Origin of the sequence: Methylomonas rivi (assembly GCF_024505165.1) — a bacterium.
Classification (GTDB): Bacteria; Pseudomonadota; Gammaproteobacteria; order Methylococcales; family Methylomonadaceae; genus Methylomonas; species Methylomonas rivi.
Window position 1 is genome coordinate 1 of the sequence record NZ_JANIBK010000114.1, and the last position, 12,987, is coordinate 12,987.

The 12,987-nt window shown below is 49.1% G+C and carries 13 protein-coding genes, 1 tRNA gene and 1 pseudogene; 5 read left to right on the forward strand and 10 right to left on the reverse strand.

All coding sequences use genetic code 11. The annotated features are described in order from the left end of the window. Positions 1 to 743 precede the first annotated feature (743 nt). The 3 genes and pseudogenes from NP596_RS16030 to NP596_RS16040 form a co-directional block, all read right to left on the reverse strand. Positions 744 to 1,379: pseudogene (locus NP596_RS16030) on the reverse strand (IS5 family transposase); the annotation flags it as partial. A 124-nt stretch (positions 1,380 to 1,503) separates the two neighbouring features. After that, complete coding sequence (locus tag NP596_RS16035) at positions 1,504 to 2,055, reverse strand: DNA-binding protein (protein ID WP_256616398.1); 552 nt, start codon at positions 2,053 to 2,055, stop codon at positions 1,504 to 1,506. Continuing rightward, positions 2,055 to 3,197, reverse strand: coding sequence for a helix-turn-helix domain-containing protein (locus NP596_RS16040; RefSeq protein WP_256616399.1), 1,143 nt, complete (start codon positions 3,195 to 3,197; stop codon positions 2,055 to 2,057). The genes NP596_RS16035 and NP596_RS16040 overlap by 1 nt, the downstream gene beginning before the upstream one ends. A gap of 69 nt (positions 3,198 to 3,266) precedes the next feature. Here NP596_RS16040 and NP596_RS16045 point away from each other — a divergent pair, with 69 nt between their 5' ends. Beyond that, positions 3,267 to 3,527, forward strand: coding sequence for an ogr/Delta-like zinc finger family protein (locus NP596_RS16045; RefSeq protein ID WP_256616400.1), 261 nt, complete (start codon positions 3,267 to 3,269; stop codon positions 3,525 to 3,527). 18 nt (positions 3,528 to 3,545) lie between these two features. On the opposite strand, the gene NP596_RS16050 is transcribed toward NP596_RS16045, so the two are convergent. The 7 genes from NP596_RS16050 to NP596_RS16080 all read right to left on the reverse strand — a co-directional run bounded on the left by NP596_RS16050 (position 3,546) and on the right by NP596_RS16080 (position 8,276). Then, positions 3,546 to 3,953, reverse strand: coding sequence for a DUF2335 domain-containing protein (locus NP596_RS16050; RefSeq protein ID WP_256616401.1), 408 nt, complete (start codon positions 3,951 to 3,953; stop codon positions 3,546 to 3,548). Then, positions 3,916 to 4,128: a hypothetical protein gene (locus NP596_RS16055; protein ID WP_256616402.1), complete on the reverse strand. Its 213-nt coding sequence runs from the start codon at positions 4,126 to 4,128 to the stop codon at positions 3,916 to 3,918. Before NP596_RS16055 ends, NP596_RS16050 begins: the two co-directional genes overlap by 38 nt. Before the next feature lie 704 nt (positions 4,129 to 4,832). Further along, positions 4,833 to 5,465, reverse strand: coding sequence for an Arm DNA-binding domain-containing protein (locus NP596_RS16060; RefSeq protein ID WP_256616403.1), 633 nt, complete (start codon positions 5,463 to 5,465; stop codon positions 4,833 to 4,835). A 17-nt stretch (positions 5,466 to 5,482) separates the two neighbouring features. Continuing rightward, positions 5,483 to 5,567 (reverse strand) — tRNA-Leu (locus NP596_RS16065). Between the two features lie 212 nt (positions 5,568 to 5,779). Then, complete coding sequence (locus NP596_RS16070) at positions 5,780 to 6,985, reverse strand: sensor domain-containing diguanylate cyclase (RefSeq protein WP_256616404.1); 1,206 nt, start codon at positions 6,983 to 6,985, stop codon at positions 5,780 to 5,782. After that, positions 6,979 to 7,845: an HDOD domain-containing protein gene (locus tag NP596_RS16075; RefSeq protein ID WP_256616405.1), complete on the reverse strand. Its 867-nt coding sequence runs from the start codon at positions 7,843 to 7,845 to the stop codon at positions 6,979 to 6,981. The genes NP596_RS16070 and NP596_RS16075 overlap by 7 nt, the downstream gene beginning before the upstream one ends. Continuing rightward, positions 7,845 to 8,276: a protein YgfX gene (locus NP596_RS16080; protein WP_256616406.1), complete on the reverse strand. Its 432-nt coding sequence runs from the start codon at positions 8,274 to 8,276 to the stop codon at positions 7,845 to 7,847. The genes NP596_RS16075 and NP596_RS16080 overlap by 1 nt, the downstream gene beginning before the upstream one ends. Before the next feature lie 85 nt (positions 8,277 to 8,361). Here NP596_RS16080 and ygfZ point away from each other — a divergent pair, with 85 nt between their 5' ends. From ygfZ to NP596_RS16100, 4 genes are all read left to right on the forward strand, one after another. Continuing rightward, positions 8,362 to 9,264 (forward strand): CAF17-like 4Fe-4S cluster assembly/insertion protein YgfZ, encoded by a 903-nt coding sequence (gene ygfZ, locus NP596_RS16085; RefSeq protein WP_256616407.1) that lies wholly within the window; start codon positions 8,362 to 8,364, stop codon positions 9,262 to 9,264. A 14-nt stretch (positions 9,265 to 9,278) separates the two neighbouring features. After that, a complete protein-coding gene (locus NP596_RS16090) occupies positions 9,279 to 10,121 on the forward strand; it encodes an HDOD domain-containing protein (RefSeq protein WP_256616408.1) in 843 nt (280 codons plus the stop codon). Between the two features lie 5 nt (positions 10,122 to 10,126). Then, entirely contained in the window at positions 10,127 to 11,104 is a 978-nt protein-coding gene (locus tag NP596_RS16095; protein ID WP_256616409.1) for a COX15/CtaA family protein, read from the forward strand. Between the two features lie 118 nt (positions 11,105 to 11,222). Next, positions 11,223 to 12,956, forward strand: a complete 1,734-nt coding sequence (locus NP596_RS16100; RefSeq protein ID WP_256616410.1) for a DEAD/DEAH box helicase — start codon at positions 11,223 to 11,225, stop codon at positions 12,954 to 12,956. Positions 12,957 to 12,987: the final 31 nt, after the last annotated feature.

A 12,987-nucleotide genomic window follows, 5' to 3' on the forward strand; every position in this document is an offset into this window, starting at 1 on the left:
TATATATAAGTGTTTGTTTTATAAATAAATAAATAAATGAATCATTGTTGAGCTGTATCACTAATCGTATCACTCGACTTAATTGTAACTGTGTTTTATGCCGTGCGTTAAGACGAGATTCATTGCTAATTCTGACAGCTAAAAACGGCAACAATTTGAGGTTGATTTGCCTAAACAAACCCGAACGGAATCCCGGCCAGCAAAAACCGCTAGACTTCGCCAATTTCCGCCAATCACTTTTAATGCAAGCCATTGATGTGTAATAGGATTTGTTTTTTATCGATGTGCCGGTGTTGAGTCAATAAAAAACCGTGAATTGTCGTAAATAATTGAATTAAAAAGTATATTCTTATTTTTCGTCGGCTTGTAAACTGAAATTTAACTTCTAAAACGTGCATTTTCCGCCATATTTTTACAGACGGCGAATTTTCCCGGTCTTTTACCGATCATGCGATTTTCGGTAAAAACACCCATATTTAAGCGTTTTTCATGCCGTTTCTGTGGCTTTCTCAATAATCGCACACAATATTGTTTCATTTTTAGACTTCCATGCACAAAATCAGTGCAAAAACCGCGCAGGCGAGGAGGAGTGATTTTTGGCCCGGGCGCGCATGTGAAACTATCCCGGCCGCCAAGTCCGCTACGCTGCCTTAGCCAGCGGATTTAATGTAACCGCGTCCTTCAAATGGTCTGGCGCCAGGTGGGCATAGCGCATGGTCATGTTGATGTCAGCATGCCCGAGAATTGGGCAATTCCACGATGTCGGCCGTGTTGGCGGCGGTCACCGTTACACTGTGTACGGCCCCTGAATTGACGTCGGCGCCGACGTGGATTTTCATCCCGAAATACCACTGCTTGCCTTTCTTGGTTTGGTGCATGTCGGGGTCGCGTTGTTGCTCTTGATTCTTGGTTGAACTGGGGGCGTGAACAATCGTGGCATCGACCATGGTGCCTTTGGATACCAACAGACCTTGATCTTTCAGATGGTCGTTGACGGTCGACAACAAGACTTCGGTCAGCTTATGTTTTTCCAGCCAGTGGCGGAAGTTGAGAATGGTGGTTTCGTCCGGCAGCGCCTCGGTGACGCTACCGAAGCCGGCAAAACGCCGAATGCTGTCGATTTCATACAGCGCATCTTCCATTTGCCGGTCCGAGTAGCTGAACCATTGTTGCATGCAGTGGATGCGTAACATGCGATTCAAGGGCATCGGTTGTCGGCCTCGGCGACCACTTTGCGGATAATGCGGCTCCAGCTTGGCTAACAATAAGACCCAAGGCACCACTTGCTCCATTTCCGCCAGAAATTTTTCCCGCCGGGTTTGGCGTTTTTTGCTGGCGTATTCAAGTTCGGCAAAACTGGTTTGGGTCGGTGTGTTCATCGGCTAATCCAGGCTACGATCAGATAGGCTCTATTATCTCATCTCTCGCCGGGGATTTAATCAGCGTTTCCCTAAAGCTATCCGGTTGATTCGATTATAAATAAACTGAGCTGAATACCGCCAGTTATTGATCCGGAAACAGCCGCTTGAAGTCTGCTTCCAGATTGGCCGGCCGGTCGCCGAATTGTCGCCAATACTCGCAAAGGCTTTTGATGGTTTTCATGTCGGTATGGCCGCACTCGAGCATGATCTTCAGCAGTTCCAGGGTTGGCATGACTTGGGCGTCGAATACCCTGGCCAAAGCGGTCATGTCCTGATCGTCGGTGACTACAGGGATACCGAGCTCTATGGCATAGGCAATATACAAGGCATCGACTTTGGACGGGCCAGGCAAGTCGGTTTGCACATGATCCCAGACAAAGTCAAAGGTTTGGGCGATGGCTTTCTTTTGCTTGCGGCCTATGGCCGGGAAGTGCTTGCGGTTTTCGACGTACTCGTCTTCGGTTATCCAATAGAACACATTGTGCATCTTGTGGTTATTCAGCTCTTCGTTGAGCTCCGGAAGGATGTACAGGCAATATTCATGTTCGCCGAAGGGCGCAAATAGCAGGGGGCGTATTGTGTTGGCCAGCCTGAGATAGGCGTTGGTATCGACCAGTATTTTCGACTGAGCCATCAGGTCAACTCGGCGTGGATACTCCGTGCGTCGAGTAACGGCATATCCAGTACCGTTTGAACGTAACCTGGGCCTTTTTGGTGCTGTTTTAAATAATGCCGCAACAGGTCGAAAAATGGGGTCTCGAATAGATGTTCGATTTTGGTAATGTAGTCTCGAGCACTTGGCTTGCCGTTATCGTCCAGTTCTGCATCATTCAACAGTGTTTCGCTGACATTTAGGTATTGCCTGTTGTGATTGGTGACAGCGCCGCAAAACCCATTCCCTAAATCAATTTCCGGTTTGTTGGCATGCACGGCATATTTATTCACTTGGCCTAAGATGGTATTGGGCGAAATTAATTGATTATCGGCCAAGGCAATTATATGAACAATTTTTGCAGCAGTGCTGCGCTGCCGTTTAATGCTGGCATAGGCTTGTTCTGCCAGTTCATGCGGAAACAACAGGCAGCCGGCAAAGGCGTCGGCAAAATCTTCGGCTGCATCGCCTTCCAAATTGGGCGAAAGGCAGTGGCCTAATTCGTGTGACATCCAAAATTTAAAGTCGTGGATGTTGGTATCAAGATTCAGATAAACCCAAGTGCTTTGCGAGTCCGGCAAGTAAATATGCACGGCGTTTTCATGGCGCTGTTTGCTGCCCCACAATACCGGCACGACCACCGCTTGCAGCTCCAGAAAGCGCCGAATCAGGTGCTTAAAATCAACGGTTGCGGTTGGCTCTAGGTTAATGTCTTCCCGCACTTTGGCGGCGGCTTTGCGCAAATAGTCGTAATCGCAGCTTGGCGATTTTAGTACGGGCGGCATTGACATGGTGTCGAACGGAAGATAAGGCACCAACTGACGCAGGAAGCGGCCCATTTCTTGGGCTTTTTCAATGTGGTGATCTTTGGTTTTGGTGCCTCTCATTTTGCGAAAGGCAATTTGTGGCGCGTTTGGCTCTTCTGTGATAACCAATTCGTTGAAGGCCAGATTTAAAAGCTTGCCCAGTTGCAGCAATTTGTTAGGACGCGGAAAAGCTTTATTATTGAGCCACTGCGAAACAGCTTCTTTTGATACGCCAAGTTCATCGGCAATGGCGGTTTGAGTCAGTCCAGCTGTCTCTATCGCTCGCTCTGTATTGGCTGTATTCAGTCTTTTTTGCATGCGCGGAGTATAGATTGAAGTCAAGTTTTGTCAAGTTTTAAACCTCGCCCATTCATCCGGAATGCTCACATGACTGTTTATTGCCCCAACTGCGGACATAAAGCCCGCATCACCTCGCGCAACAATCTAAACGACGCCAAAACCGTCGCCGATCTGTATTGCCAGTGCATGAATACCAAAGACTGCGGCGCCACGTTCGTGGCCACTATTGGTTTTAAGCACTACCTCAACCCGCCGGCCGCGTCTACGCTCCAAATGGCCGCCAACCTGTTGAACACGCTCAGCAAGGCCGAACGTGACCAGCTGTTAAAGGGTAATCCGGCCGGCTGACAGTTTAGGTAGCTAATGCTACCTATCGCTTCGACTGTTGATGATGGCCTTGACGATCCCAAGAATGGGGACACCTACCAAGGCGATTGATACCGCGGGGTGCGCGCCAAAATAAGCGGTTGCCGATGCGGCGATAACGGCTGATATGGCAATCGTAAACCCTAGCCATTGGCCGCGCCGACTGTCTTGGCGTATGGCGTCCAGTTTGGTGATTTCGTACTGAGCGGCTTCGGCTTCTCTGGCCAGGCGGGCGGCTTGTTCGGCCTCGGCCATTTTAAAGATGCGCTCAGCGCCGTTATCTATGATGCTATTGAATTGTTCTAACGCGGCAGGCGGCGGTAGTGGCCCGCTCCAGCCTACAGCCGATACACGGGTATCTGTGTGGGTGTTATTGGCGTCTGGCTTCTTCTTTTGCGGACTTTTCACGCTGTATTACCTTTGAAAAATCACCGCCGATTTTTACCCAGTCGCCGCGCATGTTGTCGCAGTCTTGGTTTTTTGTGGGTTTGATATTGGGAAAGTCCGGATATTCGACATTTGAATACAGTAAACCGGCTGCACTTAATCCGCTGATCAATCCTTTAAACGTATGTTTGTTCATGGTTTGTTGTTTGTCCAAAGACGTTCAATAATGTTCAACGGTGTTCATTCTATACCATAGCAGATACTTTTTCACAAAGTGTCTGTCGTTGCGGCCAATCACTTTGACCACATTGATTCACCATGATGCAATTTTGAGCATGTGCGGTGCTTGTAAACACTTTTTTAACCGAAGTAAATTGTCGGTATCAATGGGCTTTAAACTGGTTTTTCTTTCCAAGCATTCCATTACGCATGGCCTTGCGCGAGTCGCTGCCTTTTCTTGCGGCATGCCGGGCTGCATGTGATCGCTGTTTTAATGCCCTCGAAACGCTTGCCGCAAACCTCGCATCTGTGCGAATACAATGGCCGGCTATACGACATGTTGATGGTCTTGTTGTGAGTGTCAGTTCGACCGCGCGGCGCTTCCGCAATATCGGACAGGCGCTTTACCCGCGTTTCATGATATCGGTCATCGTGTACTTTCACTATTTCCATACGCCCTCCTAAAATGTCACAGTATCTTGTCGACAAGATACTGTGACAACAAAAACAAGTCAAATCATTTTTCGGAGTAAAAAGAACAAACCAAATAAAGTTTTGTGCTGGGTCGAATGCTGGGTTTAATGGTCTGTAAGCCTTGGCAGTGCTGACTGTGCTGGGTATGCCGGGTTATTTCACTATTCCAAGAAATTATATAAAAAAACGGTTTAGCCCGGACGGGGGTTACGCCTGGCGCGGGAACTGGATTACTTGCGCACCGGATTTCAACACGTCCAGGTAGTCGGCCCAGGCTTGCATCATCCGCCAGCGTTCGTCCAGGTATTGTGCGCGGTTAACGTATTCGAAGCTGTTGATTAGCGGAAGCCCTGCATCAAGGCGTATTTGAGCCTCGACGGCCTGTTGGTTGTCGGCCTTTTCCTGTTTACGCGTTGCGCTGGGATCGATGCCGTTGGCAATTTGTTCTCGGGCTGCTTCGGCTTTGCGCCTGGCGCTTTCCAGTGATGTCTCCGGATAAGAGCCAAAACCAAGCCGATTTTGCTTGCCACCAAACCGGTAAATAAATCGCCAAAGCTTTGAACCGTTGGTTTTAACGAGCAACGCCAGACATTCGCCGTCGTTGATGGTGTAGTCTTTGTCTTTAGGCTTTGCCGCCCTGTAGACCGTGTCTTTATTGAGATTCTTAGCCATTGAGTGACACCGAAAGTGATACGCAGTGATACGGATGGGCGTAAATTTAACGCGTATCACTAATTGTGTCACTGTTTGAGGTGCATGCCCCTGCATTTCCCTGCACTTCTTTGCACAAAAAAAACCCGCTAAGCCTTGTGGCTTGCGGGTTCTTGCTCTTCTTTGCATTTTATTGCATCAATAAATGGTACCGAGGGTCGGAATCGAACCGACACTCCCGAAGGAACCGGATTTTGAATCCGGCGCGTCTACCAGTTTCACCACCCCGGCAAAGAAAGTGAGCATTATAAAGACTTATTTAAATTTTGCAACATTTTTAACATTCTCTGCCAAACCAACGGCAGATTAGCCGGAACGGCACCGGCAAATGAACGACGTGTACGGCGATTTATCGCGCCCGATCAATACGGTATCGCTTATCCCCAGCTTCAAACTCGAACAAAAATATGTCGACGAACCTCAGGTGGGCAAAAAACCAACATTTAAGGCTTATCGGCCAACGGACCGGCAAATACCTCCACCCGATCTCGTCCGTTCGCCTTTGCCCTATAAAGCGCGGTGTCCGCACAGTGAATAATCTGGTCGATATCGTTATACCGATTATCGTTGCTAGACTCGGGTACCATGCAATACAGACCAATACTCATGGTCAATTGGATTTGTTTACCGTCTACTTGCCACTTCAAACTTTTAATATTGTCTCTGATACGTTCGGCAAAGGTTTTACCGTTGTCGCAACTGGTGTTAACAAAGATAATGACAAACTCTTCACCCCCAAATCGCACCAATATATCGGTGCTTCTGACCTGCTTTTTCAATGCTCCCGCCACCGTTATTAAGACCTCGTCCCCAAAGGCATGTCCAAAATCGTCATTAATACTTTTAAAGTGGTCAATATCCATCATTAACAAACAAAACGGATATTCGTAACGATTATGTTGCGCGAAGGCGAGCTCGACCTGATCGTAAAAATAGCGCCTATTATGCAACCCGGTCAATTGATCTTGCATGGACATACTGACGTAATAATCTTTTAAGCGGCGAGTCTCTTCAACCAAGCGTTCCAACTCGGCCGTTCTTAAAGCAATCTGAATCTCCATTTGCTGGAATAAGCGTCGATTGGTAATCAGCTGTCCAAGGATATTACTGAATACCTGAAGCAAGCGCATATGCCAAACCGTGAAGAAATCAGGTTCGGAATGCGAGACGTTTAATACGCCAATCAATTCTTTATGCAAAGTGAATACGGGGGTGCAGATGATGGAACCCGGCATGCTTTCACTGTCCCGCCCCGAAGTAAACCGTTCATCTTCAATGCAATTACTACTATGCTGCATCTCGCCGGTAGCCGCCGCCGTACCGATTATCCCCTCGCCCATGCGAAAACTCATGGTGTTCTGGGCGATTAAAACGTCGCTACCGGCTTGTTCGGTAACGCTTACGCCGGTAACATTGCTCAACGAACCATCGTCGCCTAATATGAAGAAAGAACATCTTTCTATATCCTGATTGGACAGTAGACAGGACAAGGCCAGCCTGATCACAGCCTTTTCGTCCGCCATCTCGCAGCTGATTTCCGACAAGGACCTAACCGCCGAAAGCGCATTGACGAGATCGACAATTAAGTCCTGCACATTAGTGCCATCCCAGTCTTTATCCAGACTCAGCAACATGCTCCCGCTTACCATCCGCCCATCTCCGCGGCCAATTTTTGTACATTATCCTTACTTTCCAACAATGCGCTAAAAACCTTGCCGACTGTTTCCAATGGCAACCCGGCTGTTGCCGCTATCAAATCCAGCCCGGTATCATCCGCCTCTTGATCGAGTATCGAATAGCATATCTGCTGACTGGCATGCAGGCAGCGATTAAGCTCTACTTGATTTTCCGGCATCTCGGTATTCGTAAATTGGCTCAGCATGGACTGATAAAATTCGGGCAATTGCCATTTTTTAAGCAGAATATAACCCATCTGGTAATGACTTTGCCCAAAACGCCTTTGAATTTCAGTTTCAACATGAAGATAACTATTGGATTCATGAGATAAAATGCCGTCCAGCTCCTCGGGAAACGCATAGGCCGCCACCAATATACCTATATGTAGCAACAGGCCGCAAGTATAGGCATTTGCGGAAGAAAGGCTTTGCCAAGCATGTGCATTCGCCAGTTTTTGAGCGGCAACAGCGGTAATTAAGGAATGCATCCAGAACGACTGACTATCGAAGCCTTTACAATGTTTCGGATCCAATTGAACGTTTAACAAAATACCCAGCGAAAGGCTCTTGACCATCTGCAAGCCAAGCACTCGCACGATAGCGGTATGCAGATCGTCAATCTGGTTTAACTGGCCGAAAAAAGCCGAATTAGCCAACCCCAACAAGCGCGCCACCAAGGCCGGCGACAGGGAAATGACCTTTACCAGTTTCTCAATCTCCACGTCCGGATCGTTTACCGCTTCTAAAATTCTAACGCTCGCTTCGGGCAAAGCCGGTAAATTTTTAAGCTTATTGATCCTGGATTCGATTGACGGCTTACTAATATCGTCCATTAATTTCGCTCGCATCCCGACAAAGTAAGAATAACCCTCAACCGACGAAAATCGTCCGCGGATAACGTATCATTCGCTATTGGTAATGACATTGTTGATTGCCTAGCCGTTTTAAAGCGTAAAAATATGACCCATTTAGTGATAACGGTATCGGCTAATACTTCACCGGCCACATAATCGTCACCATTGATCGCCACCTCCCAACCGCTATTTTTAGTATATCTCAGCAGCACGGCGGATGTTTTCCAATATTTCCAGCTTGCCCGCCAAAGCACGGCAACAGCGGCAAGCAACAATAATTGATACATTATGGCCAGCGAATTCAAAACGCTTGCCATAATAGCCGACAGGTGAAAAAGATCGACTACAAGCCTTAACCGCGGCGAAGGTTTGATTGCAAAAAAATGCGATGTTAGAAAAGGTTGTGCCATTTACCCGTCTTGATACCGATACTCAACGTGTAGAATAGTTCCTATAACAATTTTTTGTGTTTAACCTTTGTAATTTAGCAACTCAATGACGACGCCACAGCAACCGACCGCCTCTCTTTATCATCTAACCCATCTCGCAATTATAGAAGTTAATGGCGAAGACGCCGGCCGTTTTTTACAAGGCCAATTGACCTGCGACATCAACGGCCTGTCTCCGGAAAAAGCCAGTATTGCGGCATTTTGCAATGCGAAAGGCCGAATGATCAGCACATTACTGGTCATAAAAACTCAACTCGGCTTTTTTTTAATCGTCCCGGCCGGTTTGCTGGATATAGTCACAAAAAAACTGCAAATGTACGTGCTACGCGCTAAGGTCAAACTCGCTAAGCCGGAAAACCTGATGCTGGCCGGTCTTAATCAGCCGGGCAATATCATCGATTTCGACCTGCCCACGCAGGACTTTTATTGTAGCGATAACGCGGGAGCGGTATTTATTAAAATGCCGTCCGCTCCCCGGTTTTTATGTGTCGCCCCCTTAAGCGCTGCGGAACGGCATCCTTTCAAAAACTTGCCGACCCGGCCGCTTGCCGAATGGCGCTTTCAAGATATTTCCGTCGGTTTGCCCTGGTTTGAAGCGTCCCAATCGGAACAATACATCCCGCAGATGTTGAATATCGACCAACTTGACGGGATCAGTTTCAGTAAAGGTTGTTACACCGGCCAAGAAATCGTCGCGAGAACCCACTACTTGGGTAAGGCAAAACGCCAGCTTCATGTGGCCGAAGTTAATGAAATCCTGCCGCAAGATAACGACTTCACCGTAAAAGACGCTGAAACCCAACAGAAATGTGGCGATATTTTGGCATTGGCATCGTACGGCTCAATCACCCGTTTACTGATAGTGCTACAAACAGTTGATGACAATCCAAAAAACTTTATACTGGACAACCAACAACACACCCCAATCAAATTACTACCCCGCCAATAGCCGGAAAGCTAAGTATGCAATTTAAATCCGTTCAAGACTTCCTGGTTCACGTTAAAACCGAACTGGAAGCAAATCGCTTAATCTTACCGACCTTGCCCGACATTGCCCTAAAAGTGCGCGATTCGGTATCCAAAGGCGATGCCTCGGCGCAAGAATTAGCGGAAATGATCACCACCGATCCGGCCCTGTCGGCGCGCTTGATTCAAGTCGCCAACAGCCCGTTATATCGGGGGGCCAATGAAATTAAAAACATCCAGATGGCGGTCACCCGGCTCGGCAACAGCACCATCCGTACTTTGATCACCAGCCTGGTCATGCAGCAAATGTTCAAGCCCACCACGGCTTTGCTGGAACATTACTTCCGCAACATTTGGGAACAAGGCGTTAATGTCTCCGCGATCAGCCGGGCATTGGCCGCATTTGTACCCCGGCTGAACCCTGACGAAGCCATGCTGGCCGGCCTGATCCATCAAATCGGCAAACTGCCGATTCTTACTTTGGTGGAAAAAATTCCCGAGTTCAAAGACAGCCCTTCCCGACTGGAAAAACTGCTGGAAAAAGCTCACCCGCATGTCGGTAAACTGATTATGGATACCTGGAATTTCCCGGATGAGTTAAAACTGGTGGCGTCCGAATATGTGGACTTTCAGCGCGACCATGACGGCCCTCCGGATTATGTCGATTTGGTTCAAGTGGCATTCTTGCAGAGTATTGCCGGTACGGATCACCCGGCCTGCCGGGTTGACTGGGCTACGGTACCGGCCTTCGCGAAATTGGGCTTGCAAGCCGATGCGGAAATTCTGGAAATCGAAGGGGTTTCGGAAGAAATCGAACTCGCTCAAGCCATGTTCTTATAAACATCATGATAGATTCACACGCTGCAGCCCGGTTTCGCCGCCTGGGCACACTGACTATTTTCGCGGTTTATTTCGTTATTCTGGTTGGCGGCATTGTGCGCGCCTCCGGTGCCGGCATGGGTTGCCCGGACTGGCCAACCTGCTTCGGACAATGGGTGCCACCGACCGACGAAGCGCAACTACCGAGCAATTATCACGAAATATACGCCGCGCGCGGTTACGAAAATACCACTTTCAACCCAGTAAAAACTTGGACCGAATACACCAATCGGCTGGTGGGGGTTACCATCGGTTTTTTGATTTTCCTTACCGCTTGGTCGTCGCGCATTTACCTGAAAACCGATAAAGCCACGTTTTATTTAGCGATATCGGCATTTTTTTTGGTGGGTTTTCAAGGCTGGCTGGGATCGGCCGTGGTCGCCAGCAATTTAAAGCCTTTCATGATCACGCTGCACATGCTGCTGGCGTTATTTATCGTGGCGTTATTGATTTACGCGATAAGCCGTTCGCAAAAATCGCTACTCACCGCCCTTGATGCCGACTGGGTAAGCCCGCGCTTTATTTTGGTGTTGAAAATCGCCATGGCCATGACCTTGTTACAGGTAGCCATGGGCACCCAAGTCAGGGAATCGATCGATTACATAGCGCATCAACATAGCTATATCGACCGCCAATACTGGCGAGACAGCTTTCCCATTATCTTTTACATCCATCGCTCGTTTTCTTCCGTCATTTTGTTTACCAACCTTTGGCTGGCCTGGACGATTCGTAAAAATGCCGATAATAACAGTCTGCTGCTCACGGTGGCTTATGCACTGACGGGTCTGATCGTAACCGCCATTTTGGCCGGGGTGAGTTTAGACCGTTTGGGTTTTCCGGCCTTCGCCCAACCCATACACCTGTTAATGGCCAATCTTATTTTCGGCGCTCAGTTTTTTCTGTTTATCTGCCTGCATTACGCCAAAAGCAAAACCTCGCGGTAACATCCGCGTTTTATCCAAATTATCAATAAGTTAAGCATTGCGCCGTGGTTTTGCGGTACAATGCCACTATTGCCTGCCGTCCGCAGACAGTTCTCTTTATTCTCTACAGGTATATTTAATGTCAGACACCCCCACCGCCATGCCGTCCTTCAAAGATTTAGCACTATCCGAACCGGTTTTAAAAGCGCTGCAAACCATCGGTTACGAAACACCCTCTCCCATTCAGGCGCAAATCATACCCTTCGTCATGGCTGGCCGCGACGTACTCGGGCAGGCGCAAACAGGTACCGGCAAAACCGCTGCCTTTGCCATGCCCATATTGACTCGTATCGACATTAAACAAAAAGATCCGCAAGCCTTGGTACTGGCCCCTACCCGGGAATTGGCCATTCAGGTTGCCGAGGCCTTTCAAAGTTACGCCGCTCATATCAAAGGTTTTCATGTACTGCCTATATATGGCGGCCAGGACTATTCCGTACAATTGCGTCAATTAAATCGCGGCGCCCATGTCGTGGTCGGCACACCGGGCCGGGTCATGGACCACATGCGCCGCGGCACCTTAAAGCTGGACCAATTGAAAACCCTGGTACTGGACGAAGCGGACGAAATGTTGCGCATGGGTTTTATCGACGACGTGGAATGGATATTGGAACAAACCCCGTCTACTCGGCAAACAGCCTTATTTTCGGCCACCATGCCGACCGAAATCCGCAAGATTGCCCAAAAATACTTGAGCAACCCCGAGCAAGTCACCATCAAAGTCAAAACGGCTACGGCGGCTAACATTCGCCAGCGCTACTGGTTCGTCAGCGGCCTGCACAAAATGGATGCCTTGACCCGCATTCTGGAAGCGGAAAACTTCGATGGCATGATCATTTTTGTTAGAACCAAAACCGCCACCATCGAAGTGGCCGAAAAACTGGAAGCCCGCGGCTTTTCGGCTTCGGCTATCAACGGCGACATGTCGCAAGCCCTGCGCGAGCGCGCCATCGAAAATCTGAAAAGCGGCAAGCTGGATATTCTGATCGCCACCGATGTTGCCGCTCGAGGCCTGGATGTCGACCGCATCACCCATGTGGTCAATTACGATATTCCTTACGATACCGAATCGTACGTGCACCGCATCGGCCGTACCGGTCGCGCCGGCCGCACCGGCGATGCGATATTATTCGTTTCGCCGCGCGAAAAACGCCTGCTGGCCAACATTGAGCAAGCCACAAAGCAAAAAGTCGAGGAAATGCAGTTGCCTTCGACCGAGTTTATCAACAATGCCCGCGTCAACCGCTTCAAGCAACGCATTACCGACACTTTGGCCGCCGAGGAGCTCAGCTTTTACAACCAGCTGATCAATCAGTATCAGGTCGAACACGACGTGCCCGCCGTTGACATCGCCGCAGCGCTGGCCAAGTTGCTGCAAGGCGATACGCCTTTATTGATGAAAGAGGTTTCAAAAAAACCCCGCAAGGATGCGGATGACAAACCTCGCGGCAAAGACCATGAACGCGACCGCGGCCCTAAACGCGAGCGCGGCAAAGCCGGCGCCGTGGAAATGGAGCTGTTTCGCATCGAGGTCGGCCATAGCGACGGCGTCAAGCCCGGCAATATCGTCGGCGCCATCGCCAACGAAACCGGCATCGACGGCGAGCATATCGCCCGCATCAAAATCGAGGAAAATTACAGCACCGTGGAATTGCCCGCCGGCATGCCCAAGGACCTTTTTCAAGCCTTGAAACGAGTCAGGGTCGCCGGCAAACCGCTGAATATTTCCAAATACGACCCTAGCTTGGTCAAAAAAGACAAAAGCAAAAAACGAGTGGGTTCCATCTCCAAGCGCGGCAAAAACAAAGAATAATCCGCTTGATCCGGCTTTGGCGCCCACGTTG

Bases quoted from the DNA above. Each gene is read 5' to 3' on its own strand.
- NP596_RS16035 (WP_256616398.1), bottom strand. From the start codon at position 2,055: ATGGCTCAGTCGAAAATACTGGTCGATACCAACGCCTATCTCAGGCTG.
- NP596_RS16040 (WP_256616399.1), bottom strand. From the start codon at position 3,197: ATGCAAAAAAGACTGAATACAGCCAATACAGAGCGAGCGATAGAGACA.
- NP596_RS16045 (WP_256616400.1), top strand. From the start codon at position 3,267: ATGACTGTTTATTGCCCCAACTGCGGACATAAAGCCCGCATCACCTCG.
- NP596_RS16055 (WP_256616402.1), bottom strand. From the start codon at position 4,128: ATGAACAAACATACGTTTAAAGGATTGATCAGCGGATTAAGTGCAGCC.
- NP596_RS16060 (WP_256616403.1), bottom strand. From the start codon at position 5,465: ATGCAAAGAAGAGCAAGAACCCGCAAGCCACAAGGCTTAGCGGGTTTT.
- NP596_RS16070 (WP_256616404.1), bottom strand. From the start codon at position 6,985: ATGGTAAGCGGGAGCATGTTGCTGAGTCTGGATAAAGACTGGGATGGC.
- NP596_RS16075 (WP_256616405.1), bottom strand. From the start codon at position 7,845: ATGGACGATATTAGTAAGCCGTCAATCGAATCCAGGATCAATAAGCTT.
- NP596_RS16080 (WP_256616406.1), bottom strand. From the start codon at position 8,276: ATGGCACAACCTTTTCTAACATCGCATTTTTTTGCAATCAAACCTTCG.
- ygfZ (WP_256616407.1), top strand. From the start codon at position 8,362: ATGACGACGCCACAGCAACCGACCGCCTCTCTTTATCATCTAACCCAT.
- NP596_RS16090 (WP_256616408.1), top strand. From the start codon at position 9,279: ATGCAATTTAAATCCGTTCAAGACTTCCTGGTTCACGTTAAAACCGAA.
- NP596_RS16095 (WP_256616409.1), top strand. From the start codon at position 10,127: ATGATAGATTCACACGCTGCAGCCCGGTTTCGCCGCCTGGGCACACTG.
- NP596_RS16100 (WP_256616410.1), top strand. From the start codon at position 11,223: ATGTCAGACACCCCCACCGCCATGCCGTCCTTCAAAGATTTAGCACTA.